Consider the following 25,918-nt stretch of genomic DNA (forward strand, 5'->3'; position numbering starts at 1 on the left):
CCTTCAATAATATAAATTATTTTTTTAGAATTGTTACGCCAGTCATTTCTTCTGGAAGTTTCACTTCTAAGAAGTCTAACATGGTTGGTGCAATATCTGCCAAAATTCCGCCATCTCTTAGTGTAACAGATTTGTCCGTCACAATAAAAGGCACAGGATTCGTTGTATGTGCTGTGTTGCGTGAGCCGTCTGCATTCGTAACGACATCGGCATTTCCGTGATCCGCTGTGATGCAGACTACGCCGCCTTTAGCTAGAATTGCTTCGACTACTTTACCAAGACAATCGTCTGTCGCTTCGATCGCTTTTACCGTTGGCTCAAGCAATCCAGAGTGACCGACCATGTCAGGGTTAGCAAAGTTCAAGATGATCACATCATGACGCTCTGCTTCTACTTCTTTAACCACTGCATCCGCCAATTCATAAGCGCTCATTTCCGGTTGCAAATCGTACGTCGCAACTTTCGGTGAAGGAATCAGCAAGCGAGTTTCGCCTGGTAATTCAGCATCACGACCACCGCTGAAGAAGAAGGTTACGTGTGGATATTTCTCTGTTTCCGCTGCACGAAGCTGTTTCAGACCGTTCTGAGCCAGCACCTCGCCAAGTGTGTTATCGAGATTTTTCGGTTTGTACGCTACGAAACCGTCTACGGACTCGCTGAACAGCGTCAGACAGACGTAGTAGAGGTTCTTAGCCACTTTAGGACCACGATCAAACCCACGGAAGTCTTCATTCGTGAAGACCTGGGAAAGCTGAATCGCGCGGTCTGGACGGAAGTTAAAGAAGATTACGGCATCGCCAGATTCTACAAGTCCTACCGGCTTACCATCGTTACCAAGGATAACCGTTGGCATAACGAACTCATCATAGACGGATTTCTCGTAGGATTCAACGATCGCTTTCAACGGATCCGTGTAGGTTGGGCCTTCGCCGTACACCATGGCGCGGTAGGATTTCTCCGTACGCTCCCAGCGCTTGTCGCGGTCCATTGCATAGTAGCGGCCTTGAACGGTCGCAATTTTGCCTACACCGACTTCTTTAATTTTGTTTAGAAGCTCTTCCATGTACCCCTTCGCCGAATCCGGAGCAACGTCGCGGCCGTCTAGGAAGGCGTGGATGTAAACTTCATGGAACTCTTCTTTTTTCGCTAAGTCTAGAAGAGCAAATAAATGCTGGATGTGACTGTGTACACCGCCGTCAGAAAGCAAACCGTACAGGTGAAGCTTCTTGCCGTTTTCTTTGGCATGACGAACTGCGCCTACAATCGTTTCATTGTCGTAAAATTCACCATCACGAATCGATTTCGAAATCCGCGTCAGATCCTGATAAACCACACGGCCTGCGCCGATGTTCAGGTGTCCTACTTCAGAATTCCCCATCTGGCCTTCTGGCAAACCTACAGCCTCACCGCAAGCAGTGAGGGTTGTATGAGGGAACGTAGACCAGTAACGGTCATAGTTAGGCTTTTTGGCATGAGCAACCGCATTCCCCTGCTCTTCCGAGCGGAGTCCGAAGCCATCGAGAATGATGAGTGCTACCGGTTTCGGTCTGGACATGTTACTTCGCCCCCTGGACGAGTTGGATGTAGGAAGCGGACTCAAGGCTCGCTCCACCTACAAGTGCGCCGTCGATGTCAGGCTGTGCCATGTACTCAGCAATGTTGTTTGGCTTCACGCTGCCGCCGTATTGGATACGAACAACATCTGCAACTGCTGCGCCATAAAGACCGCTAACCAATGTACGGATGTAACCGATCACGTCTTGTGCATCTTCGGCTGTGGAAGATTTACCTGTACCGATTGCCCAGATTGGCTCATAAGCAATAACGACTTGTGCTGCTTGCTCTGCACTTAGACCAGCAAAAGCTGCTTCTGTTTGTACTTTACAAACGTCTTTCGTTTGACCCGCTTCACGCTCTTCCAACTTCTCGCCTACGCAAAGAATTGGTTTCAAGCCGTGTTTGAAAGCCGCAACGACTTTCTTATTCACGATTTCGTCGGACTCAGCGAAGTAAGCTCTACGCTCGGAGTGACCGATGATGACATATTCAACGCCAAGATCTTTCAGCATCACACCGCTGATTTCACCTGTGAATGCGCCGTTATCTTCAAAGTGAAGGTTTTGTGCGCCAACGTGAACGTCCGTACCTTTTGTAGCTTCAACAAGAGCAGGAAGGTTTGTGAAAGGGGAGCAAATAACACTCTCCACACCTTCTACTGTGCTGCCTTTTACTTCGTTCACGAAACTGATTGCTTCAGAAACGGTTTTGAACATTTTCCAGTTACCCGCGATAATCGGTGTTCTACTCATGAATTAGGGCTCCTTTTATGAAAAATAATTTCTTATTTGTCGTTAAGTGCTACTACGCCTGGCAATGCTTTACCTTCCATGAACTCCAAGGAAGCGCCGCCGCCTGTGGACATGTGGTTCATTTGCTCAGCCAAATGGAATTTCTCCGTTGCAGCAGCGGAATCGCCACCACCGATTACTGTATAACCTTCAGTTGTTGCACAAGCTTGTGCTACTGCACGTGTCCCGTGGGAGAAAGGCTCGATTTCGAATACGCCCATCGGTCCGTTCCAAACAACTAGTTTGGACTTCGCGATAACGTCTGCATACATTTCACGTGTTTTCGGTCCGATGTCAATGCCTTCCCAATCAGCAGGGATGCTGTCGATGTCAACGATTTGCACGTTAGCATCTGCGCCGAATTTATCTGCAACAACGATATCCACCGGAAGTAGGAAGTTTACACCTTTTTCTTTTGCTTTTGCAATAAAGCTAAGCGCTAGATCAAGTTTCGAATTGTCCAGAAGTGATTTACCGATTTCATAGCCTTGTGCTTTCAAGAATGTATAGGAAAGACCGCCGCCAATCAAGACGTTGTCTGCAATGTTCAGGAGGTTCTCAATGACTGCAATTTTGTCTTTAACTTTGGATCCGCCAACGATAGCTGTGAAAGGACGCTCTGGGTTGTTCAGCGCTTTGCCTAGAACATCAAGCTCTTTCTCCATCAAAAGACCGGAAACAGCTGGGATATAAGCCGCAATGCCTGAAGTCGAAGCATGTGCACGGTGAGCAGCACCGAAAGCATCATTCACGAACAGATCAGCTAGATCAGCGAAAGCTTTTGCAAGCTCTGGATCATTCTTCTCTTCACCTTCGTTGAAACGAACGTTTTCAAGCAAAAGAACGTCGCCATTTTCAAGCGCATCCACTTGTGCTTTCACGATTTCACCAACGGATTGATCCGCTTTGATCACGTTTTGACCCAGAAGCTCAGCCAATTTCGCTGCAACTGGTGTTAAACGAAGCTCTTCGACCACTTGTCCGTTTGGACGACCAAAATGCGCAGCAAGAATAACTTTTGCGCCTTGCTCTACTAAGAATTTAATCGTAGGAAGCGTTTCTCTGATACGTGTATCGTCAGTGATTTGTCCGTTCTCTACAGGCACGTTGAAATCAACGCGAACAAATACTCTCTTACCAGCTACTTCAACATCGCGAACACTTTTCTTATTCATCGTAAAAGCCTCCTAAAAGTTTTGCTTTAGTAAAACTATCTTCGTAAGCATAAGCTCTGGCGTGTATGGTTTTCTTCCGGTTCTATCCTTTTACAGGGTAAATCGCACATAAAGAGGAGAATCTCTTCTCCCCTTCATGTGGTTTTTCCAGTTGATGAATTATGAAATTACAGACCTTTTTTCGCGATGAAAGCTACCAAGTCAACAACGCGGTTGGAGTAACCCCACTCGTTATCGTACCAGGAAACAACTTTCAACATGTTGTCGCCAACTACCATTGTGGACAATGCATCGATTGTTGAGGAAGCTGGGTCACCATTGAAGTCGCTGGATACAAGTGCATCTTCTGTGTAGTTAAGAATGCCTTTAAGAGGGCCTTCGGAAGCTTGTTTCAAAGCTGCGTTTACTTCGTCAACTGTTACGTTAACTTTAAGCTCAACAACCAAATCAGTTACGGATACGTTAGGTGTAGGAACACGCATAGCCATACCGTTCAATTTGCCTTTAAGCTCAGGAAGAACTAGACCGATTGCTTTAGCTGCGCCAGTGCTGGAAGGAATGATGTTCTCAGCTGCTGCACGAGCACGACGAAGGTCTTTATGTGGAACGTCAAGTACGGATTGGTCATTTGTGTAAGAGTGAACAGTTGTCATCATACCTTTTACGATTCCGAAGCTATCGTTGATAACTTTCGCGAAAGGAGCTAGACAGTTTGTTGTACAAGAAGCGTTGGAGATGATTGTGTGTGCAGCTGGATCGTATTTGTCTTCGTTAACACCAAGTACGATTGTGATATCTTCGTCAGAAGCTGGAGCGGAAATGATAACTTTCTTAGCTCCACCTTTCAAGTGAAGTTCTGCTTTTTCTTTCGCTGTGAAAATACCAGTGGATTCGATTACGATCTCAGCGCCTACAGATGCCCATGGCAGATCCCCAGGGTTACGCTCAGCAAAAACCTTGATGGAACGACCGTTAACGATCAATTCGCCTTCGCCAGCTTCAACTGTAGCGTCTAGTTTACCGTGAGTAGTGTCATATTTAAGCAAGTGAGCCAATGTTTTAACGTCTGTCAAATCGTTTACTGCCACGATTTGTACATCTGGGTTGTTCAATGCTGCGCGGAATACGTTACGACCAATACGTCCGAAACCGTTAATACCTACTTTTGTTGTCATAGTCATTTCCTCCTAAGATTACATAAATATTATATTTCAAAACGCAGCCATGAATGGCATACGTTATGATGGCAACTTCAGCTATACATGCTTCATGATTTCTAAGGCAGCTGCTTCATCTGTTACAAGTACATCTTCTTGCCCATGTCTTAGTACAGAAGCGATCGCTTCCCCTTTGCTCTTCCCACCAGCAACACCAATCACAACTTCAACACGATGCAGATCTTCCAGTCGAAGTCCGACTGTCGGCATCTTATGAACCACATTTCCTTGGCGGTCAAAATAATAACCAAGCGCCTCTGCAAGTGCACCATCAGCTCTCAGACTGCTCGTAGTATCACTATCTACTTTACGTCTGCGTGCCATGACCATAGCATCTCCGATACCATGTACAACAATGCGACAACTGCGCACCGCATTTACAACTTCCTGAATCTGTGGATCTTGAATCAGCGATTGATACGCCTCTTCCCCAAGATGATCCGGCACATGCAGCAACCTGTATTTCCCACCAGTTTTCTTGGCCATAATGGAAGCAATCGTGTTCGCTTGCATATCCACACTTTCACCAAGTCCTCCACGTGCAGGGACGAACCAACTACCTTTCATCGAAGACGAGATAGCTAGGTTATTAGCGATCTGAGCCATGGTCGACCCACCTGTTACCGCGATGATATCATCTTTGGCGACATATTTACGCAAGGCGGCCGCGCCAGCGCGTCCAAGCTCTTTCTTCGTAAATACGGAAGTGTCGGAATCCCCAGGTACGATAATTACATTGGAGATGTGAAAAGCTTTGGCAATGCTATCTTCCAGATCTGTTAAGCCAAACGCCATCTTAATGATCGGCTGCATGTCTTCCAGCAGCTGACGACCAGACTCGCTGATCTTCATACCACTTGCGTCTGATTCCAGAAGCCCTAGCTCCTTAAGGAAATCGACTTCACCGCGCAGTACGCGCTCCGTCATGTCGAGTGAGGACGCTAACGTCCTTCGTCCGACAACACCGGAAACCAAGATGTGCTGCAGAATCGAGTAGCGTTTCTTCATGATGTCCATAAGATCAGGCATGAGCTGTTTCTGAATGTCTAGAATCTCTCTCATAGGACGACTTCCAACGCTCCCGATCCAATGTAGGACGTTTTTTGTCCCAGGTATACATTTTGTGTCCCACCTGGGTGAAAAAAAAGTTCCTTGCATAATTACGTATTTCATTTCTCGTTTACAGTTCTTATTATAACCATTTCCTTCGCAACATTCAACATTTGTTCAAACATTTTTCTCCAAATAGACCTGTAAGGGCTTACCATCTTGCTTTTTATGGAAAGCTGACTTATAATAACCCTTGCTTCACTTTTTCTAAACTATGCGCCCGTGGTCCAATGGATATGACGTAGGCCTCCGAAGCCTGAGATAAAGGTTCGATTCCTTTCGGGCGCGTCCAACAAATCAGCTACATGAGTTAAGGTTTAATCGCCAAATCAGCTCTGAAGCTGATTTTTTTTGTGTTTAGTTTGACCTTTCTTGACCTTCAGACGTTTTTTCGTTATCATACTTGTAGATACTGTAAATAGTATGTACCCAATAGTAGGTAACCCAACCCCAAGGAGGTCATTCTCATGAGTTTTATTCCTATGGTCGTCGAACAAGACGCGCGCGGTGAAAGAGGATATGACATCTACTCTCGCTTGCTGAAGGACCGCATTATATTCTTAGGCACGGGTGTCAACGATGTTGTGGCGAATTCCATCATTGCTCAGTTGCTCTTCTTGGCCGCTCAAGATCCTGATAAAGATATCTCGCTTTACATTAACAGCCCCGGCGGCTCCATCACAGCGGGTATGGCGATCTTCGACACGATGCAGTTCATCAAACCAGACGTATCCACGATCTGTGTAGGTATGGCCGCTTCCATGGGTGCATTCTTGCTCACTGCTGGTGCCAAAGGCAAGCGTTACGCGCTTCCGAACAGCGAAGTCATGATTCACCAACCGCTTGGCGGCGCAGAAGGTCAAGCCTCGGATATCGAGATTCGTGCTAAGCGTATTTTGAAAATGAGGGACAACCTGAACACGATCCTAGCAGAGCGCACGGGACAAACGTTCGAGCGTATTGAGAAGGATACGGACCGTGATAACTTCATGAGTGCTAAAGAAGCAGCCGAATACGGACTCATCGATAAAGTCATCGAGCGCGTCTAATTCATAAATAAAAAACCAGCCAGATCTTCATTCGCTCATTTGAGCTAACGAAGATTGGCTGGTTTTTTTATTGGATTTATTTCAAATCTTCCAATGGGTAGAAGATCAAATCAATTGGGAACGCTGAGCCCGCTGGAGGCGTAAACTCGATATCTAACGCATCTTCCGTACCCGTGGTACGTGCCAGCACTTCCAAGCCATCAAATGCCGTAATGACACCGGAATACGGGACAGGAATGATTTCACCGTTGATTTTAAACGGTCCCTTGAACACGCCGCCTCTTGCCATGATCATGACAGCCATTTTGCGCGGCTTATCGGCATGGATTTTATAGACGACGCCGTAATTACCACCATTCTCTACGACTTGCTTACGCATTACGTCGTAGCCTTTGACGAATGGATCCGTCTTATTATCTCCGATCGTTAATCTGGAGGCTTTCGTAAAGCTCGTGGCATCAATTTTCCATTCAATCTCGGAAACGGGGAAAGTACCGCGAACATGACCGTTAAAGGAGAGCAAAGGCAACTCCTTCACTATCGTTGGTGTCAGCATTTTATCCGTTGCGATAAAGGACATTTGAAGCTCACCGTCTGTTTCGACATCATAGAACAAATTCACGCCTTGACCTGGATAGAAATCAGGCAGCTTCGCATAGACATAACTTGCATGTGGCGGAACCGTCATTGTATCCGTGTAAACATTGTTTAGAAGGAAATCAACGGAAGCTTCGCTGCCGATCAAATTCGCATAAACGGAAGGGTAGACTTCGCCTTTATTTGTCGTTTTAATTGTAATCGGCTTATCCGTGTTGTTTGTTGCAAAGATGGCAAACGTCATCTTCTGTTGCGTGCCATTGATATGATCTGCGTATAAGCGCCCTTTGCCATTAATATTGTCTTGATACAAAATACCGCTTGACGTAAATTCTTCTGGACTGTCGCTAACAAGCAGCGTACGTCCTTGTACTTCATTCACGTCTTTCGGAAGCATCGGTAACTCGTTAAAATGTGACCAGATCGTTGTCCAGTTCGTTTTAATAAAACCACCAACCGGCTTCATATAAATCGGGTACTCGACTTCTGACAAATACGGTTCATTTACAACAGTCACAAAGCTTTTGAACAACTTACTTACATGCCCGTGACCATCCTTAACCGTTAAGGTTACTGGATATTGGCCAGCTTTGAAGAATGCCTCTTGTTTACCAGTCCAATCGAAAGATACGATACCCTCTGCATCTGGATCATAACTCAAATCCAAATACTTAACAGGCTCACCAAGCCTGTAGGTAGGCTTCGCAGTGGCGAACTTGGCAACTGGACGAGAATTACTATCTTGATCGATGTAGATGCCCTCAGGCGCTTTAAAATGCACGATCTCCACACGTCTCAGCTCACTATTGTAGGTATACTTTGCACCCATGTAATCAGCCAACCATGTCAGCTTCACAAGCAACTTGCCATTGACAATAGCGGCTACGGATTTAAAGGGTACATCCACCCCATTCGTTGTCACCGTCTTATGATCTGAATCCAGCACGATGTTGTAGCCTGGAGGCGACATTTGAATCGTACGGGATAAATCATTCCACTCTACTTGAAACCCTAATGTATCACCCAAGAATTTGGCTGGAACGAAGGTGCTTCCATCAATGATGGTAGAAGGGGATTCTAGATGGATCTGCTCTTGATTTACGAAAGCTTCTGCTTTGTCGATATAAAGTAAAATAAAGGACGAACTTGTTGATACCGCATGCGCGGCTGGTGCAGTAATCGTACTAACTAGAAATACGAGTACAGCCAGTAAGGCAATCATTTCTTTCTTTACTACATTCATTTCACTTCGGCTCCTTCTTCAAACTTGGGATAGGGGCGCTATTTGGAAATACAAATAGCCTTATCCATCACGACCACGTTTATTAGACGTAGCCAAATGAAAAAGGTTGCCCCATACCACTATTTGTTAACAATTTTGACACTTTTAGAAAGTTAGAGATTTGTATCTACAAACTGCAAAAAAGCCCCCTCGAAAGGTAGGCTTTTAAAGGATTATTGGTTTTCCAACTCTTCCTTACTGACTAATGTGACTAAAGCGTTTACAGCCTGCTCTGCATCCGAACCTTCTGCACTTATGAAGACTTCGGTCCCTGTGCTGATCGCAAGACTCATAATTCCCATGATGCTCTTCGCATTCACTTTCTTCTCATCTTTCTCAACAAAGATCTCCGATGAAAACTTATTCGCCTCTTGAACAAACAATGCCGCAGGTCTGGCATGAAGTCCTGTTCTCAACTTCACAACGACTGGACGTCTGGACATGGAACTAATTCCCCCTAGTGTGGAGCTTATATGGATTACTATTAATAACAGCGTTTACCTTATGTTTTAATATTATAGCATTTTTCCTTCAAGTACACTAGAAAAAATGCGAAAAACTTATACAAGCGTTGTACAGCCCGGACTTTCCTACGAATTTCGGTGTTTTTCGGCTAATTCGTCTATTTTCCGCAGGCGATGATTCACACCTGACTTGCTAACACTGCCCGAAAGCATGTCGCCAACTTCCTTCAAATTCAAGTCGGGATGCGCAAGTCTAATCTCCGCAACTTCTCTTAACTTCTCAGGCAAGCTATCTAGACCGATCTCCCGCTGCAACAATCGAATATTTTCGATTTGTCTGACGGCTGCCCCGATCGTTTTGTTCAAGTTCGCCGTTTCACAGTTCACGATGCGATTAACGGAATTCCTCATATCCTTCATAATCCGGACATCCTCGAAGCGCAGCAGCGCCTGATGGGCCCCAATGATATTGAGAAACTCGATAATTTTCTCGCCTTCCTTGATGTACAGCACGAACCCTTTCTTACGTTCAATGAATCGGGCGTTTAAGTCAAACTTATTCGCAAGCTGTGTTAAAGCTTTGCAGTGCTCTTCATAAATCGAAGCAATTTCCAAATGATAGGAAGATCCCTCCGGGTTATTGACAGAACCACCAGCCATGAAGGCTCCTCGAAGATAAGCACGCTTGCAGCAATTGCCGCGAATAATGTCCTTGTTAATCCCCGTCGTAAAAATGAAACCCTCCGAGACGATCTTCAAATCACTGAGAAGTTCCTGTACTTGGCCAGGCACCCTAACAATGTACACATTATTCTTCTTTAGACGCATCTTCTTACGCACGAGCAACTCCGTGTGTGTATTATACGTCTTCTTGATCAGCGAGTAAATTCGCCGTGCAATCGCAGCGTTCTCCGTGGATACATCCAACACGACACGCTGGCTTGTTAACTGAACAGCGCCATTCATACGAATGAGCGCGGACAGCTCCGCTTTTTCACAGCATGACTCCGAATCATTAATTAATGTTAATTCTTTTTTGGTTGTTGCCGCAAAGGACAAGGGACTCACTTCTTCCTTAACAGCCAGCTTTCGACGAGCTGATAGATATGGTCACTCAATTTCTCTGCATCATGACGAAGATAAGTACGGAATAACACAAGTCGATCTGCAATTACCCGATATCCTCTTTTCGTCACTTCATCCAAATCTAAATGAACCGCTTTTGAACCTTTTTCCGCATACTTGGCTTGCACTTGCGGTGGAATTTCACCATTATTCACGATCACATAATCAAACAAATGCTGACCTAAGTGATCATAAATCGCATCCAGATGATCACTCACAGAATAATCATCGGTTTCGCCTGGCTGTGTCATGACATTACAAATGAACAATTTCACAGCATTCGATGCCACGATCTCCTTAGCAATCCCTGGAACAAGCAAATTCGGCAGCAAACTTGTATATAAACTGCCAGGACCGCACAAGATGGCATCCGCTTCGCGTATCGCTTGAACGGCTTCTGTAAGTGGTGTTACCCCCGCCGGTTCAATAAATACTCTCTTGATCCGTCCATCGGCCTTCGGAATTTTGGACTCCCCAACAACTAAAGTCCCGTCCTCCATAATGGCTTTCAACACAATGGCTTGATTCGAAGCCGGGAGAACTCTCCCGCGAACAGCAAATACGCGATTCATTTCTTGCACGGCAGTAACAAAATCACCTGTAATATCTGTCAATGCCGCTAGTATTAGATTCCCCAGACTATGTCCGGCTAAACCTGTACCATTCTGAAATCGATACTGAAGCATCAATGACAACAACGGCTCAACGTCAGCTAACGATGTTAACACATTTCGAATATCCCCCGGAGGCGGCATCTGCAATTCACTTCGCAAGATACCTGAGCTGCCTCCATCGTCTGCAACGGTCACGATAGCTGTGATATCAACCGGCTTTTCTTTCAACCCTCTCAGCATAACAGAGAGCCCTGTTCCACCGCCAATAACGACTATTCTGGGCTTACGTTGTAATTGACCAAGCTCCATACTTCTTTCACCCTCTTAATGAGAAAACCTCTATCGAAGCCTCACATAGCCGTCTATACACGGTCCCGCTCGGAATCTCGATGACTTAGACGCACAGTCTCAGTCTCACTGTTCCCCATAACTTTACCTAGATATTCTGTAATTGCAACCGATCTATGTTTACCTCCTGTACAACCAATACCAACAACAACCTGGCTCTTGCCTTCCTTCTTATACTGAGGCATTAAGAAGTTCAGCATATCGAGCAGCTTTGTCAGAAATTCTTGCGTCTCTGACCACTTCATCACATAGTCATAAACATCTGGATCCTGCCCCGTCTGCGGACGCAGCTGCTCCACATAGTGAGGATTTGGCAAGAAGCGCACATCAAAGATTAGATCAGCGTCAATAGGGACACCATACTTAAACCCGAAAGAGATTACATTTATAGATATGCGATTAGCTTCTAGATTGGTGAACCGGGAAATGATTCTTTCTTTCAACTGCACCGGTTTCAGGCTGCTAGTATCAATCACCTGCGTCGCCAGACCCTTGAGCTCTTCAAGCAACTTACGCTCAAGACCTATTCCCTCAAGCGGCGCTCCGTCTGGTGCCAATGGATGGCGACGACGGCTCTCTTTGTAACGCTGAACGAGCGTCCCATCCGTTGCGTCTAGGAATAAAATTTCATAGCTAAGGGTGTAATTTTCTTGGATATATCGTAAGGACTCTTGGAGTGCAGTGAAAAATTCACGTCCGCGCAAATCAATAACCAAGGCGACTTTGCCGATTTTACCCATCGATTGCACGATCAATTCAGCAAACTTCGGAATCAAGACGGGAGGTAAGTTATCAACGCAGAAGAATCCAAGATCCTCCATGCTTTGAACAGCTATTGTCTTGCCTGCACCCGACATCCCTGTAATAATGACCAGTTTCGCTAAAGGGTGGTTTTCTTCCATGCTTGACACCTTCCTTTGGTGTGCTTTCGCAGATCAGCTTTTGTTATCTACATCTGCGAACCGGTCTTGCCTACTATCGTAAGTTCAATCCTGCAGCTCCAACAACACCAGCATCATTACCAAGTGTAGCAGCAACAATCTCAACACCTTCAGCTGCAGCTTCTGGTGTAAACTTGATGAACGTTTCACGAATTGGTTGGAATAGAATTTCTCCTGCCTTCGAAACACCGCCGCCGATAATAAAGCGCTTAGGATTAATGACTACAGCCAGAGCCGCCATCGAACGTCCGATATAATAAGCCGCGCGATTTACGATGCGCAAAGCTACTTCATCTCCGCTTTTTGCATCATCAAACACATGCTTAGCTTCAATTTTCTCGTGAAGAGCCAGTGATGTACGCTCGCCGCGTTCCACCGCTTCCTTCGCCATGCGAACAATACCTGTTGCGGAAGAAACGGTTTCAAGACATCCCATTTGACCACAACCGCACTGAATCGCTTCAATGTCAGGCACGATGGACATATGTCCAAGTTCGCCAGCCATACCAGCAGAACCTTGATAAATTTTACTGTTAATAATGATACCGCCGCCAACACCTGTTCCAAGTGTGTAGCATACAACGTTCGGGATACCCGCTCCAGCTCCAGCCCAAGCTTCGCCAAGCGCAGCTACGTTCGCATCGTTATCAATCTTTACTTGTTTACCCAGAAGTGCTTCAAGCGTCTTCTTCGCTGGCACGTTATGCCATTGCAAGTTGGGCGAGAATTTCACGAAGCCTTCTGGAATATCCATAAATCCAGCCAACCCCGCGCCAATTCCAGCTACTTGCTCCCAGGAATAGTCGGATTCTTCGACAACTTGACGTACATATTGCGCAATACGCTCAAGGACCGAATCTGCACCTAGTTCAGGTGAAGTAGGACCTTCTAACGTTTTAAGAAGCTTGCCTTGCTCATCACAAATACCCACTTTAATATTCGTGCCGCCTAGATCTACACCGATATAAATTTGATTGGACATTACAAGGTCACCTCATGAATAATCATAAAATTTTCGGGCATGTGCTCCTGTTCCCACTATAAGACAACACTGCCGGGAGGTCAAGATTCATCCACACCCTGTCTAAATGAGAAAACGTGGAAAGCGTAGCCCTCCACGTTAACTGAATTGCCAAAATGACTTACAAGGAAATACTCCAGTCGTGTACGCTGTTGCCTTCAAGGAACTTCTCAGCTTCCAACGCTGCAGCACATCCGCTTCCAGCTGCTGTGATAGCCTGACGATACTTCGTATCTTGCACGTCACCACAAGCGAATACGCCTGGGATGTTCGTTTCTGTTGTTCCTGGCTTCACGACGATGTAGCCATGCTCATCTGTGTCGATTTGTCCACCGAGGAACTTCGTATTCGGCGTATGACCGATCGCTACGAAGATACCGTCAGTTTCAAGGATTTCATCTTCACCTGTTTGGTTGTTTTTCACTTTAAGGCCAGTAACACCTTTATCGCCCGCTACAACTTCTAACGGCGTGTTATTAAGTGACCACTTCACCTTCTCGTTTCCACGAGCGCGGTCTTGCATAATTTTGGATGCACGAAGCTCATCGCGGCGATGAACCAAACGCACTTCTGAAGCGAAACGAGTCAAGAAGTTTGCTTCTTCCATAGCAGAGTCACCGCCACCAACGACGATAATCTTTTTGCCACGGAAGAAGAAGCCATCACACGTTGCACATGTACTTACGCCGCGCCCGATGTTTTCTTTCTCGTTCGTGATGCCAAGCAATCTTGCAGACGCACCTGTTGAGATAATCAGTGTTTCTGTTTCGATCTCGCCAAGTCCTTCTACTTGAAGCTTAAATGGACGGTTCGTCAATTCAACGGAATTAACCCAACCTGTTTTGAATTCAGCGCCAAAGCGTTCTGCCTGCTTGCGCATGTTTTCCATTAATTCTGGTCCCATAATCCCTTCAGGAAATCCTGGGAAGTTCTCTACTTCGGTAGTTGTGGTCAACTGTCCACCTGGTTCTGGTCCTTCAATGACAAGTGGGCTTAGGTTCGCACGAGCCAGGTAAATGGCTGCTGTTAGACCGGATGGTCCTGTTCCTACTACGACTGATTTATACATATGATTTCCCTCCTAGGTGCTTTCCTAAGGAAAGCTCTCTTTAATTAGCGTGATTGATCAGCGATTGCTCAACGCTGTTTAGGGCAAGAACAATCAGTTTATCTATATGTATGAAAGCCGAGGCTTTCATGATGCATCATTCTCGGCTATCAAAGACTCGTAAACTTATTGAAAATCGCATCCATTTTTTCACGCAAGCCACAGGTATCGTCGATATGCTTCACATGCCGACTGACCGTGGAAACCGTGACGCCATAGCGTGTAGCTACTTCCTGATAGGAAATCGTACGGCGATGCATTTTGGCAATTAAATATTCTAACGCCGCTGCCCAGCCTGCAGATTTGTGAATCTTCGGCACGTTCGGGTACACCTTCGTTAGAAACTCAACCCACAGAATTTCTAAGTCATACTGTTGAACCATATCGTAACGCTTGTGCATATGCGATAGCGCTGTTTCCATCACTCGCTGCCATGTTGCATCCCATACGGGAAGATGAGGCGAGTACGGAGAAGCCTCTACCATAATGTCCTTATTTTCGAGATAAGCTGGAAGGGACTCACGGATACCCATACTTCGCAAAACGAATATGGCAACCTTCTTCAAATAGTCATCCTCTTTGTGATCCAGAATGAAATCCTGAAGCGCGTCTCTCACTTCGTTGTCCGCAATCAAGCCAAAGGCTTGAATAACTTGAAGCTTCGTTTCTACGTCGCCATGTCGCAAAGCCCAGAAGAAGGATGACCGCACAAGGGGGTCCTTCTTCAATTGATCAGGAATTCCTTGCGTCGACTTCTCAAGCGCACGGAACTGCTCCTCGAACGGCAGATGATAGTGGTAGCTCCAAGTAAGCGGAAGCGCCGACTTCTCTCTGACTCGCAATTGCTCTAAGTAGAACTTCGAAATTTCAGCACCAGGATCTAGCTTCTGAACCTGCTTCCACAAGCGGTATGCTTCTGTGAAACGACCGATATGGCAGGCAGCAACAGCCGCATAATGGTACAAACAAGGATCTGTTCCCCCATCTCCCGCCTTCAATAGACGTTTAAACAGATGGTAGGCTTTCTCATGCTGAGCAAGAATACCCATCGTCGTAGCCAACTTGAACACATGTTCTTGCTGGAACGGAAACGTCTTACCTAGCAGTGTAGTCAGCTCAGCCAGTTCCTTCTTATTGCCAAAATGCTGATGGAAAATCGCCATATTGCAAAGTGCATGCAGATTACCTGGATCAATAACCAGCACTTCGCGTATTGTTTCCATCGCCTTCTCGAATTGACCCATATAATAATAAGCCAATGCCAGATTATTACGAGCGGCTGTGAAATCAGGCTGATTCTTCACTAATTTCTCCAACTGCTTTACTGCCTCGCCGAACTTACCTTCCTCGAGCAACGCACGGGCTTTATCATGCTCGAACAGCCCTTCTCGACTCTTGATGCTAGTGAGAGGGGCGGGACGATCAAGCTCGTAGCTCAGCATTTCCATCATTTCTTCGGATTCGTCCATGAATTGCCCTGTCGGGTCATTCTCCAAATACCGAACCAACGCTTGTTCTGCCTGCTCGAAGTTTTCCATGTTGGCATAGTTGTTCGCCATATAAAAGTGACATTCTGTCATCTCGGGATCAATGGTTTCAAGGATATGCTGCAAAATTTGGTTCGACTCGTCATAATTGCCAACTTCGGAGAGAACTCCTGCGAGATTGCAGTGATTCACAGGGTTATCCTGTTCATACTCTGCAGCCCGCCGGAAATATTTCAATGCCTTATCATAATGAAACCGATCCAAAGATTGAACCGCTCTCTCGAAAAAGAATGCGGCATCCATGTTTATTGAGATAACTTTTGGTTTTGGCGCTTCGGATTTGCGCTTTTTCTTTTCCATAGCAAGACACCTCCGGCAATTTGATTACACTCAAATTATACCATAGATCGCTAAGAAGCCAAAAACATTATCCGAAGGTAAGATATGGACCTATAAACCGGTCTTCGATCCTGTTCCAATATAGACTTAAAAAGTCGCCTTTCAAAACCGAGAACCGAGAAGGTTGGACGATAATCCGAGGAACGAGGAACAGAGCGTAGGTGAGCCTACGTGAGTACCGCAGTTCCCGGACTTCGTTCAAGATTCGACGCCGAATATGCTCCTCTGAATATCCGCGTTTTCAAAGGTGATTTTTAAAATTCCCTTATTATACGCCGCCGTATTTAAATAGGGAGGATAGGGACCCACCATCTGTAATAATACGAACCGCATCAGACAGTAAAGGCGCTACAGAAAGCACATTAAACTTATCCGAGTGCCCCTCTGGAATCGCGATGGAATCCGTAATAATAACTTCTTTAATGCTTGGGTGATCGAGACGTTGCAGCGCTGGGCCAGAGAACACAGGGTGTGTTGCACAGATGTAGACATCAAGCGCACCGCGTTCTTTCAGGCTTTCCACAACATTAACGATCGTTGTTCCTGTATCAATAAGATCCTCGATAATGATCGGCGTACGTCCAGCAACATCCCCAATGACGTGAGTAATTACAGATTCATTGTGCTCTGGGCGCTTCTTAATCATCATAGCGAAAGGCGCATCGAGAATGTTAGCCATTTTCTCAGCTGTTGTCGCACGACCCGCATCTGGAGAAACGATAATGGGGTTCGGTAAATTTTTTCTTTTAATGCAATCACTAATTAGATCAAGTGCTGTCAGGTGATCCACAGGAATATTGAAGAAACCTTGGATCGCTGGCGCATGGAGATCAATCGTAACAACACGAGTTGCGCCTGCTGAAGCAAACAAGTCCGCGACTAATTTAGCTGAAATCGGCTCACGCGGAGCTGCTTTACGTTCTTGACGAGAGTAACCATAGTAAGGGATGACAAGGTTGATCGTTTTTGCAGATGCTCTTTTCGCCGCATCCATCATGACCAAAAGCTCCATCATATGCTCATTAATCGGATGGGAGAAGGTTTGTACCAGAAACACGTCGCAGTTACGAATCGTTTCTTCGTAAAGGCAATAAATTTCTCCGCTTTTGAAACGTGATAATTTAATTTGTCCTAGCGGCTGGCCGAGCTCTTTACAAATACTTTCCGCAAGCTTCGGATTCGAAGATCCGGAAAAAATTTTAACATTGTCGCTATGCATGGTTAATGGTTACCTCCGAAGGTTCATTAAATAGATTATATAGTCCTACTCATTATACATGATACGTGTCGAATTTAAAAAGTCACAAGATGTCGTTTTCGAGCAGAAAATGTGGCTATTTCGTTAAATCCAATCGCTTTTAATAACTCTCTAGCCTCATCCAAATACTGAGACAACCGTTCCGGCTGATGCGCATCTGATCCAAGCGTCACTGGAATTCCCACCTTATGGCAATATTCCAACATGCGGCGGCTCGGAAACATCTCTTTACATGGATGACGCAGGCCTGATGCATTCAACTCAATCGCAAGTCCATACTCTTTAACGGTATCTAACGCTGCTTTCTCCAATTCCCACGTATCGCGATCTGGCACGTAACCAAATCGTTTGATCATATCGATGTGACCGATATAGTCATACAGTCCGGTTCGAACTGCTTTCTTCACTGCCTCGTAGTATTGGGTATAAACTGCAAAAATATCCTTACCTTCCCAACCTGCGAGCTGTCGAAAATCGGAAATATCCCACTCACCTAGAAAATGAACCGATCCGATCACATAATCCCATGGGTATGCGTTAATGATGGCAGCAATTTCACTTTCAAAGCCTTCTACATAATCGCCTTCTAAGCCCACGCGAATATCGATCTGATCCTTGTACTTCTCTTTGAGAAGAAGACATTCTTCTACATAACGGGGTAGCTCTTCCTTCGGCATCGCCATTTCTGGCCAATACGTCTGCGGGTCGACATGCAAAAGCGGCATATGATCAGAAAGCCCCAATTGGGTAAGCCCGATCTCGATGCCGCGTTTGACGTATTCCTCCAGTTCCCCAGAGGCGTGACCGCAGCGCACATGATGTGTATGATAATCAATCAACATCGTGAATTCACTCCAGGTCGTTTACTTTATTTTTTGACGTGACGATTAGCCAGCTCTTTCATAATATCATCCAATGGCAATTTATTATTACGCAAAAGGACCATTAAATGAAAAATAAGATCGCTCGCTTCATAGCGAAGCTCATCATTGTCTTTATTTTTAGCTGCAATAATGACTTCTGCCGTTTCTTCGCCTACTTTTTTAAGGATCTTGTCGACACCTTTTTCAAAAAGGTATGTCGTATACGCACCCTCAGGACGCTCCGCGTCACGGGAAGCAATAACAGCTTCAAGTTCAGCCAAAATAGCGAAACGATCACCGCCAGTAGTAGTTGCAGCTTCCTCAACAGAACCTTCCACTGCGATGTTCGAAGTGAAGCAAGTGTACGAACCATTGTGACAAGCAGGTCCTACTTGCTCAACAAGTACAAGCAGCGTATCCGCATCACAGTCGTAGCGAAGTGCTTTTACCTTTTGCGTATGACCGGAAGTTGCCCCTTTATTCCAAAGCTCATTACGTGAACGGCTCCAGAACCAAGTGTCCCTCGTTTGAATCGTACGTTGCAAGGACTCACTGTTCATGTAAGCCAGCATCAGCACTTCTTTACTAACCGCATCTTGCACGATGGCAGGTACAAGCCCCTGTGCGTCATATTTAATTTGATCCACTGAAAATGTCATCGAATTTCAACCCCTTTACCTTTCAGGTCAGCCTTGACCCCGTCTATCGTTAATTCTTTATAGTGAAAAATCGTTGCCGCCAGCCCCGCATCAGCTTTGCCTTCCGTAAATACATCGTAGAAATGTTCGGCTTTTCCCGCACCGCCAGAAGCAATCACAGGAATCGTTAGCAGCTCGGATACCGCACGTGTCAGTTTCAAGTCGAAACCATCCTTCGTTCCGTCTGCATCCATGCTCGTCAGCAAGATTTCACCTGCACCTAACTCCTCTACGCGCTTTGCCCACTCCAGCGTCTTAATGCCTGTCGGTTTGCGTCCACCATGGGTGTACACTTCCCACTCGCCCCACTCCGGATTGAACTTCGCGTCAATGGCCACCACGATACACTGGGAGCCAAATTTCCGCGCACCATCCGATACAAGCTGAGGATTCAGCACCGCTGCCGTATTGATCCCGATTTTATCCGCACCTGCACGAAGGAGACGTTTCATATCATCGACACTTGAAATCCCGCCGCCTACAGTAAACGGAATTGTAATCTCGCCTGCTGTTTGACGAACGACCTCAACCATCGTTGCCCGCCCTTCGACCGAAGCCGAAATATCGAGAAACACCAGCTCATCCGCGCCTTCTTTATCATAAATTGCCGCAAGCTCAACCGGATCACCAGCATCACGTAAATTCACGAAATTTACGCCTTTCACCACTCGGCCATCCTTGACGTCAAGACATGGGATAATTCTTTTGGCTAACATGCTCAGCACCTCCTTGAGAGACTATTTCCGCCTTATTTACACAGGGTTAAAAAATTACCCAATAGCTGCATACCGATATCGCCGCTTTTCTCTGGGTGGAACTGCATGCCATAGACGTTGTCACGACCAACAATTGCTGTTACAGGTTGATAATAGTCAGTCACAGCCAACAAATCGCTTTCCCGCTCCGGCTTTGCATGGTAGGAGTGTACGAAATACACATGCCCTTCTTCAATCCCTTTGAAAATAGGACTCTCACTCTGCTTATAGCTAAGACGATTCCAGCCCATATGCGGCACTTTGTAGTCTCCGCGGAAACGAACAACCGTACCTGGCAGAAGCCCTAGCCCCTCATGCTGTCCATGCTCTTCACTGCTGGAGAACAATAGCTGCATCCCTAAACAAATGCCGATCATAGGCTTGCCAGACGCCGCATACTGCTTAACGACCTCATCCAGTCCAGATTCACGTAGATGCTCCATCGCATCACCGAATGCGCCGACACCAGGAAGAATCGCGCCTTCTGCTGCTAGAATTTGTTCCGGATCTCCCGTCACAACCGCTTCATAGCCGAGCCGTTCAACCGCTTTGCTCACACTATGTAAATTACCCATTCCATAATCAATAATGGCGATCATGCCTACAGCACTCCCTTCGTCGAAGGAACCCCCTGCACACGAGGATCAATCGATGTTGCTTCATCCAGCGCACGTCCCAACGCTTTAAACACACCTTCAATCATGTGATGCGTGTTTTCACCGTAATGCACAATAACATGCAAAGTAATACGAGCTTCTAGCGCAAATTTCCAAAGGAACTCTTTTACCAGCTGTGTTTCAAAACTGCCAACATTCGCTGTAGGGTATTCAGCACGGTACTCAAAATGCGGACGGTTGCTGATATCAATCACAACTTGTGCCAAAGCTTCATCCATGGGGACGAATACACTTGCGTAGCGTTTGATGCCTCTTTTGTCGCCTAGCGCTTCGCGCAGGGTCTGACCTAGACAAATCCCGATGTCTTCTACGGTGTGATGATCATCGATTTCGATATCTCCTTTGGCATCTACTTTCAAATTGAAGATACCGTGCTTCGTGAACAAATCGAGCATATGATTCAGGAATGGAACATCTGTTTGGAGCTCTGAAATTCCTGTACCGTCTACGTCAAAAGAAAGTTTAATGTCCGTTTCATTCGTCCTACGGGCTACACTCGCTGAGCGAGTTCTTACTTGATCCTGTTCAGCCATCTAGGTCAACTTCCCTTCTTTTTTAAGTCTGATCTCTACGGCACGCGCATGACCTTCCAGCCCTTCATTCCGAGCCAAAGTCATAATCATGTCTCCGTTTGCTAGTAAGGCTTCCTTGCTATAGTGAATGACGCTTGATTTTTTGAGGAAATCGTCCACATTCAGTGGCGATGAGAATCGTGCTGTGCCATTCGTCGGCAACACGTGGTTCGGTCCGGCAAAATAATCGCCAACAGGCTCTGTGCTGTAGGCGCCTAGGAAAATGGCACCTGCATTTTCAATGCGCGGCAGCCACGTGAAAGGATCCTGCACAAGCAGCTCACAGTGCTCCGGCGCCAAGCGATTGATCACGTCAACACCTTCATCGAGTGAGTCGACAAGCAGGATCGCACCTTTCGTCGCTGTCGAGACAGCGGCAATGGCTTTCTTCGGCAGCACATCCAGCTGCCGCCATAGCTCTAGCCGAACCTCTTCGGCTAGTTCGCGGGAAGGTGTCACCAGAATCGATGGTGACATCTCATCATGCTCGGCCTGCGCTAGCAAATCGGCCGCCACGTATTCAGGATCGGCGTGCTCGTCGGCGAGCACGACAATGTCGGTTGGTCCGGCGATCATGTCGATGTCGACGACGCCGAACACGAAGCGCTTCGCCAGCGCGACGTAGATGTTGCCGGGGCCGACGATTTTATCGACCGGCGCGATCGATTCTGTCCCGTAAGCCAGCGCGGCAATCGCCTGCGCCCCGCCTACGCGGTAGATCTCTTTCACACCCGCTTCGGCTGCTGCCACGAGAATATGCGGGTTGATGCCTTCTTCGCCCGCGGTGGACGGTGGCGTCACCATCGCGATCTCTGGCACCCCTGCGACGATCGCAGGGATGGCGTTCATGAGCACGGAAGACGGGTACGCCGCCTTCCCGCCGGGCACGTACAATCCGACCCGCTTCAGCGGTCGGATGATTTGGCCCAGCAGACTGCCGTCTGGCTGCAGGTCCATCCACGAATTGCGTTTCTGCTTCTCATGAAACGCACGAATGTTAGCGGCGGCTTGACGCAGCGCCGCTAGGAATGCGGCGTCGACTTGCGCGTACGCCGCTTGGATCTCTTCGTCGCTGACGCGAAGCTCAGCGACGTTGACGCCGTCGAACTGCTGCGCTAGGCGGCGCAGCGCGGTATCTCCGTCCTGCCGCACCTCATCGATGATGCGGCGGACGGACTCATTTTGCTCGGGTGAGCCGTATTCGACCTCGCGGTTTAATTGAAATTCGGAGGCGGGCATAATCCGCATCTTCATCTTCCTCTCATCTTTACTAACACAAGCTATAATTTCACTATCGGCAGTACGTCCTGCAGCATATCACACAACCGTTGGATGGAGTCATTCTTCATCCGATAACTCACACGATTCGCAATTAAGCGGCTCGTGATCTGAAAGATTTCCTCTTGCTCGACAAGACCGTTTTCCTTCAAAGTTTGGCCGGTCTCCACCATATCTACAATGCGGTCAGCTAGTCCGATTAAAGGCGCCAGCTCGATCGAACCATTCAACTTAATGACTTCTACTTGCTGTCCCTTTTCCCGGAAATACTGAGAAGCTACATTCGGATACTTAGTCGCAACGCGTGGGTTAATTACTTGTTTCCAATCCGGTAATCCAATCACCGACATGCGGCATCTTGCGATCCCTAGATCAAGCAATTCGTAAACATTCCGATTTTCTTCCATCAGAACATCCTTGCCCACAACCCCGATATCGGCAACGCCGTACTCCACATAAGTAGGAACATCGACCGGTTTGGCTAAAATAAATTCCATCTTCGCCCCTGGCACAGGGATAATCAAACGGCGGCCTTCTTCCAGATCCTCTGGAATAGGCAATCCTGCTTTCGTAAACAGCTTCGCTGCTTGTTTATAGATACGGCCTTTCGGCATCGCTACTTTAAGAATATCATCCACCGTTCCAACCTCCTCCAAACTTCCCTCATCTATGCTGAGAGGTTATTCCGCAATCAGCTTCATTACGTGGTACCCCACTCTGTCCAGGTCATTGCTTTGTTCTTTCGTGACAAGCTGTGTGATAACGATACTCACTTTAATGTTTTCATCGCTTCGCATATCCTTCGCCAGCTGCAAAGCTTTCTCACGATGCTCGGCATCGTAGGCGATAAGCACACGAACTGGTTGTTCCACTTGCTCTTTACCAGTTACTTCAAGGATGCGATTCGTTTTCAATGCAAACCCTGTCGCTGGAGCTGGACGTCCAAACTGACTCAATAAATTGTCGTAACGGCCTCCACTGCAGACAGGGAAACCTAGTTCAGCAGCGTAGCCTTCAAACGTCATACCTGTATAGTAGGAGAAATCCCCAATCATCGTTAAATCAATGACCACGTGCTCGCTTACACCGTAAGCTTTCAGCACATCCCACACTTCGCATAGATGTCGGATCGCGTCCTGTGCGATTGGATGCTGGGAAACCATACGAGCTTGCTCGCAGATTTCATCACCGCCACGAAGCCTTAGCACGCCGTTCAGCTCACGCTCAACATCAGGCGCCAGAGAAAGCGACTTAATCGCTTCCCGGTATCCGACGTAATCACGGCCGAGTAAATGCTCTTTCAAGGAAAGCTGCGCATCGGTACGTCCGTCCAATGTTTCTTGGAATAATCCGTTCAGAAAACCAACATGGCCAAGTGCAATCTTAAATTTCTCAACGCCAGCAGCTTGCAAAGAAGCAATCGCTAGCGCCACAACTTCGGCATCCGCCTCCGATGTAGCATCACCGATCAACTCAACCCCAGTTTGATAGAACTCTGAATCTCTGCCCGCTTCTTCTTCAATGGAACGAAAAACATTCGAATGATAAGAAAGACGGAGTGGAAACTCCTGTTCCTTTAAAAGCGAGGAAGCTACTCGAGCTATTGGAGCCGTTAACTCCGAACGCAGCACGAGCGTTTTCCCTTTGCGATCTAGCAGCTTGAACAACTTCTTATCCTCGGTCGAGCTTGCTACACCAACTGTATCGTAATATTCAAGTGTAGGTGTAATAATCTGGTTGTAGCCCCAGCGTTCCATACAGGCCAATACACGGAATTCTATATTTCTAAGTTTCGCAACCGCATCAGGCAAATAATCTTTCGCGCCTAACGGTTTTTCAAATACTTTTGGCTTCGACACCGTCTCACCTCTATAAGTAGGAGTATAATCAGTTGTTCTCAATTTATTGTTTATCAATTACTTTAGTGCGTTAACGTGCTACCATACTACCAAAATAAAGAATGTACGGCTATTTTAACACGTATCTTTAGGACCGTCAATCGTCTACGCCTTGTTCAGCGCTTTAAGAATGGCATATAAACCCATACGTCGTCAACTGTATATGGAGAAGCCTATATTCACGGCTTTATGCTATATCATTTTGGATCTTCCCGCTTTTCATCCACTTATATTGTGTAGTAGCAGTCCCATTACCTCCACCACCTATCTAACTGGAAAACCTCCAGTTAATTTGAGGGAAATCCACTCTTTTCAACCATTAGATGGATTTTCTACATTTATTTTCGCCGAAAGTAGCTCGTCGAGCTCAAATGACTGAAATTAACAGCAGAAAATCCATCTATTTACTTTAGCCGCCGAAATCCTGTCCATATAGATGCATAATATCCAGCTATTTGCCGCGCCCCGTAGGAGTCTTCACCCAACGCATACGGATTCTTGAGGCGCATTGTGACGCTGACGCATGCATGCGATCAGCATACTTTCTGACAAAAGGAAAAGGCATGCTGCCGCGGCAGCATGCCCTCTTCTAGATAAATCTAAATCAGTCTTCCTCTACAGGTCCATTCGGGGTTTTACCGCCACCATTAGGTGCCTGTGGTTGACCACCATTTGGAGCTTTATTCCCATTTATACCATTACCATTTCCATTAGGCGACTGTAATTGTCCATTACCATTACCGTTTCCGTTACCATTACCGTTGCCATTCGGTGCTTGTCCGTTTTGCCCGTTTCCGTTACCGTTTCCGTTTCCGTTCCCAAATGGTGCTGGTGTTGCCCCACCGTTCGGCGCTGGCGTTTGACCGCCATTTGGTACTGGCTTCGGTCCACCGTTAGGTCTCGGTGCTTGTGTCGCACTCGGTCCTTGACCTTTGCCTCCTCCGTTACCGCCACCTTCGAACTTACCACCGCCTTGGCCCTTACCTCCGCCAATGCCTTTACCGCCTTCCTGACCTTGGCCTCCGGCACCGCCTTTACCGCCCTCCTGGCCTTGGCCTCCGGCACCGCCTTTACCGCCCTCCTGGCCTTGGCCTCCGGCACCGCCTTTACCGCCTTCCTGAACTTGGCCTCCGGCACCGCCTTTACCGCCTTCCTGGCCTTGGCCTCCGGCACCGCCTTTACCGCCTTCCTGACCTTGGCCTCCGGCACCGCCTTTACCGCCTTCCTGGCCTTGGCCTCCGGCACCGCCTTTACCGCCGCCTTGACTCTGGCCAACACCCTTAAGCTTCATATAGCCATAGGTGATCGACTCGAGCGTACGGCTATCTACAGCGCCTGTTACCGGCAGCCCATGCTTTTTCTGAAAGTACTTTACACCCTGAACCGTTGTATTATCGTAGTAACCATTAATATCACCAGAATAGCTGCCTAGTGATTTCAGCATCCCTTGGATCACATACACATCGGGTCCCTGCGCCTCTTTACCGACAGCCAAACTTATTGTCGGCAAGGATAAAAGCAGCATAAGAGCTAGTACTACAACTCCCACACTCTTTCCTAGAGACCTTCCAAAGTTACCTTTTTTCACATCTGCGATTTTACTACGATTCCATTGCTGCACTTAAGCGACACCT

The 25,918-nt window shown here is 46.9% G+C and carries 24 protein-coding genes and 1 tRNA gene; 2 read left to right on the top strand and 23 right to left on the bottom strand.

Annotated elements, in window-relative coordinates; all coding sequences use genetic code 11:
- Positions 1-16 precede the first annotated feature (16 nt).
- The 5 genes from gpmI to ASL11_RS06370 form a co-directional block, all read right to left on the bottom strand.
- A complete protein-coding gene (gene gpmI / locus ASL11_RS06350) occupies positions 17-1,555 on the bottom strand; it encodes a 2,3-bisphosphoglycerate-independent phosphoglycerate mutase (RefSeq protein ID WP_056611242.1) in 1,539 nt (512 codons plus the stop codon).
- Position 1,556: 1 nt separating this feature from the next.
- The gene (gene tpiA, locus ASL11_RS06355; protein WP_056611245.1) at positions 1,557-2,309 is read right to left on the bottom strand and encodes a triose-phosphate isomerase; all 753 of its coding nucleotides are present in this window, start codon (positions 2,307-2,309) and stop codon (positions 1,557-1,559) included.
- Between the two features lie 32 nt (positions 2,310-2,341).
- Positions 2,342-3,523 (bottom strand): phosphoglycerate kinase, encoded by a 1,182-nt coding sequence (locus ASL11_RS06360; protein ID WP_056611248.1) that lies wholly within the window; start codon positions 3,521-3,523, stop codon positions 2,342-2,344.
- 167 nt (positions 3,524-3,690) lie between these two features.
- Positions 3,691-4,698, bottom strand: coding sequence for a type I glyceraldehyde-3-phosphate dehydrogenase (gap, locus tag ASL11_RS06365; RefSeq protein ID WP_056611251.1), 1,008 nt, complete (start codon positions 4,696-4,698; stop codon positions 3,691-3,693).
- Positions 4,699-4,779: 81 nt separating this feature from the next.
- Positions 4,780-5,802 carry a sugar-binding transcriptional regulator gene (locus ASL11_RS06370; RefSeq protein ID WP_056611253.1) on the bottom strand — a complete coding sequence of 341 codons (1,023 nt, stop codon included), beginning with the start codon at positions 5,800-5,802 and terminating at the stop codon, positions 4,780-4,782.
- 264 nt (positions 5,803-6,066) lie between these two features.
- On the opposite strand from ASL11_RS06370, the gene ASL11_RS06375 reads away from it, so the two are divergent.
- Positions 6,067-6,138, top strand: a tRNA-Arg gene (locus ASL11_RS06375).
- A 179-nt stretch (positions 6,139-6,317) separates the two neighbouring features.
- On the top strand, positions 6,318-6,899 hold the full coding sequence (clpP, locus tag ASL11_RS06380; RefSeq protein ID WP_028555559.1) for an ATP-dependent Clp endopeptidase proteolytic subunit ClpP: 582 nt from the start codon (positions 6,318-6,320) through the stop codon (positions 6,897-6,899).
- A 76-nt stretch (positions 6,900-6,975) separates the two neighbouring features.
- Here clpP and ASL11_RS06385 read toward each other — a convergent pair whose 3' ends face one another.
- From ASL11_RS06385 to ASL11_RS06470, 18 genes are all read right to left on the bottom strand, one after another.
- Complete coding sequence (locus ASL11_RS06385) at positions 6,976-8,739, bottom strand: stalk domain-containing protein (protein ID WP_056611256.1); 1,764 nt, start codon at positions 8,737-8,739, stop codon at positions 6,976-6,978.
- Between the two features lie 212 nt (positions 8,740-8,951).
- Positions 8,952-9,221 carry an HPr family phosphocarrier protein gene (locus tag ASL11_RS06390; RefSeq protein ID WP_028555561.1) on the bottom strand — a complete coding sequence of 90 codons (270 nt, stop codon included), beginning with the start codon at positions 9,219-9,221 and terminating at the stop codon, positions 8,952-8,954.
- 147 nt (positions 9,222-9,368) lie between these two features.
- Positions 9,369-10,301 carry a DNA-binding protein WhiA gene (whiA, locus tag ASL11_RS06395; protein ID WP_056611259.1) on the bottom strand — a complete coding sequence of 311 codons (933 nt, stop codon included), beginning with the start codon at positions 10,299-10,301 and terminating at the stop codon, positions 9,369-9,371.
- A 5-nt stretch (positions 10,302-10,306) separates the two neighbouring features.
- Positions 10,307-11,290 carry a gluconeogenesis factor YvcK family protein gene (locus tag ASL11_RS06400; protein ID WP_056611262.1) on the bottom strand — a complete coding sequence of 328 codons (984 nt, stop codon included), beginning with the start codon at positions 11,288-11,290 and terminating at the stop codon, positions 10,307-10,309.
- A 53-nt stretch (positions 11,291-11,343) separates the two neighbouring features.
- On the bottom strand, positions 11,344-12,231 hold the full coding sequence (gene rapZ / locus ASL11_RS06405) for an RNase adapter RapZ (RefSeq protein ID WP_056611265.1): 888 nt from the start codon (positions 12,229-12,231) through the stop codon (positions 11,344-11,346).
- Positions 12,232-12,304: 73 nt separating this feature from the next.
- Positions 12,305-13,252, bottom strand: coding sequence for an ROK family glucokinase (locus ASL11_RS06410; protein WP_056611268.1), 948 nt, complete (start codon positions 13,250-13,252; stop codon positions 12,305-12,307).
- A 160-nt stretch (positions 13,253-13,412) separates the two neighbouring features.
- On the bottom strand, positions 13,413-14,360 hold the full coding sequence (trxB, locus tag ASL11_RS06415) for a thioredoxin-disulfide reductase (protein WP_056611271.1): 948 nt from the start codon (positions 14,358-14,360) through the stop codon (positions 13,413-13,415).
- Positions 14,361-14,509: 149 nt separating this feature from the next.
- Entirely contained in the window at positions 14,510-16,246 is a 1,737-nt protein-coding gene (locus tag ASL11_RS06420; RefSeq protein WP_056611275.1) for a tetratricopeptide repeat protein, read from the bottom strand.
- A 307-nt stretch (positions 16,247-16,553) separates the two neighbouring features.
- Positions 16,554-17,504: a ribose-phosphate diphosphokinase gene (locus ASL11_RS06425; protein WP_056611278.1), complete on the bottom strand. Its 951-nt coding sequence runs from the start codon at positions 17,502-17,504 to the stop codon at positions 16,554-16,556.
- A 74-nt stretch (positions 17,505-17,578) separates the two neighbouring features.
- Positions 17,579-18,385 (bottom strand): histidinol-phosphatase HisJ, encoded by an 807-nt coding sequence (hisJ, locus tag ASL11_RS06430; protein ID WP_056611281.1) that lies wholly within the window; start codon positions 18,383-18,385, stop codon positions 17,579-17,581.
- A 26-nt stretch (positions 18,386-18,411) separates the two neighbouring features.
- Entirely contained in the window at positions 18,412-19,065 is a 654-nt protein-coding gene (gene hisIE, locus ASL11_RS06435) for a bifunctional phosphoribosyl-AMP cyclohydrolase/phosphoribosyl-ATP diphosphatase HisIE (protein WP_056611285.1), read from the bottom strand.
- Complete coding sequence (gene hisF / locus ASL11_RS06440) at positions 19,062-19,820, bottom strand: imidazole glycerol phosphate synthase subunit HisF (RefSeq protein ID WP_056611288.1); 759 nt, start codon at positions 19,818-19,820, stop codon at positions 19,062-19,064. The genes hisIE and hisF overlap by 4 nt, the downstream gene beginning before the upstream one ends.
- 32 nt (positions 19,821-19,852) lie before the next feature.
- On the bottom strand, positions 19,853-20,458 hold the full coding sequence (gene hisH, locus ASL11_RS06445) for an imidazole glycerol phosphate synthase subunit HisH (RefSeq protein ID WP_056611292.1): 606 nt from the start codon (positions 20,456-20,458) through the stop codon (positions 19,853-19,855).
- 2 nt (positions 20,459-20,460) lie between these two features.
- Positions 20,461-21,069 (bottom strand): imidazoleglycerol-phosphate dehydratase HisB, encoded by a 609-nt coding sequence (gene hisB / locus ASL11_RS06450; RefSeq protein ID WP_056611294.1) that lies wholly within the window; start codon positions 21,067-21,069, stop codon positions 20,461-20,463.
- Entirely contained in the window at positions 21,070-22,356 is a 1,287-nt protein-coding gene (hisD, locus tag ASL11_RS06455; protein ID WP_056611297.1) for a histidinol dehydrogenase, read from the bottom strand.
- A gap of 32 nt (positions 22,357-22,388) precedes the next feature.
- Positions 22,389-23,024 (bottom strand): ATP phosphoribosyltransferase, encoded by a 636-nt coding sequence (gene hisG, locus ASL11_RS06460; protein WP_056611299.1) that lies wholly within the window; start codon positions 23,022-23,024, stop codon positions 22,389-22,391.
- A 42-nt stretch (positions 23,025-23,066) separates the two neighbouring features.
- Complete coding sequence (locus ASL11_RS06465; protein WP_056611302.1) at positions 23,067-24,245, bottom strand: ATP phosphoribosyltransferase regulatory subunit; 1,179 nt, start codon at positions 24,243-24,245, stop codon at positions 23,067-23,069.
- A 643-nt stretch (positions 24,246-24,888) separates the two neighbouring features.
- Positions 24,889-25,905: a peptidoglycan-binding domain-containing protein gene (locus ASL11_RS06470; RefSeq protein ID WP_235550399.1), complete on the bottom strand. Its 1,017-nt coding sequence runs from the start codon at positions 25,903-25,905 to the stop codon at positions 24,889-24,891.
- Positions 25,906-25,918: the final 13 nt, after the last annotated feature.

This window comes from Paenibacillus sp. Soil750, from assembly GCF_001428045.1.
GTDB lineage: Bacteria > Bacillota > Bacilli > Paenibacillales > NBRC-103111 > Paenibacillus_E > Paenibacillus_E allorhizoplanae.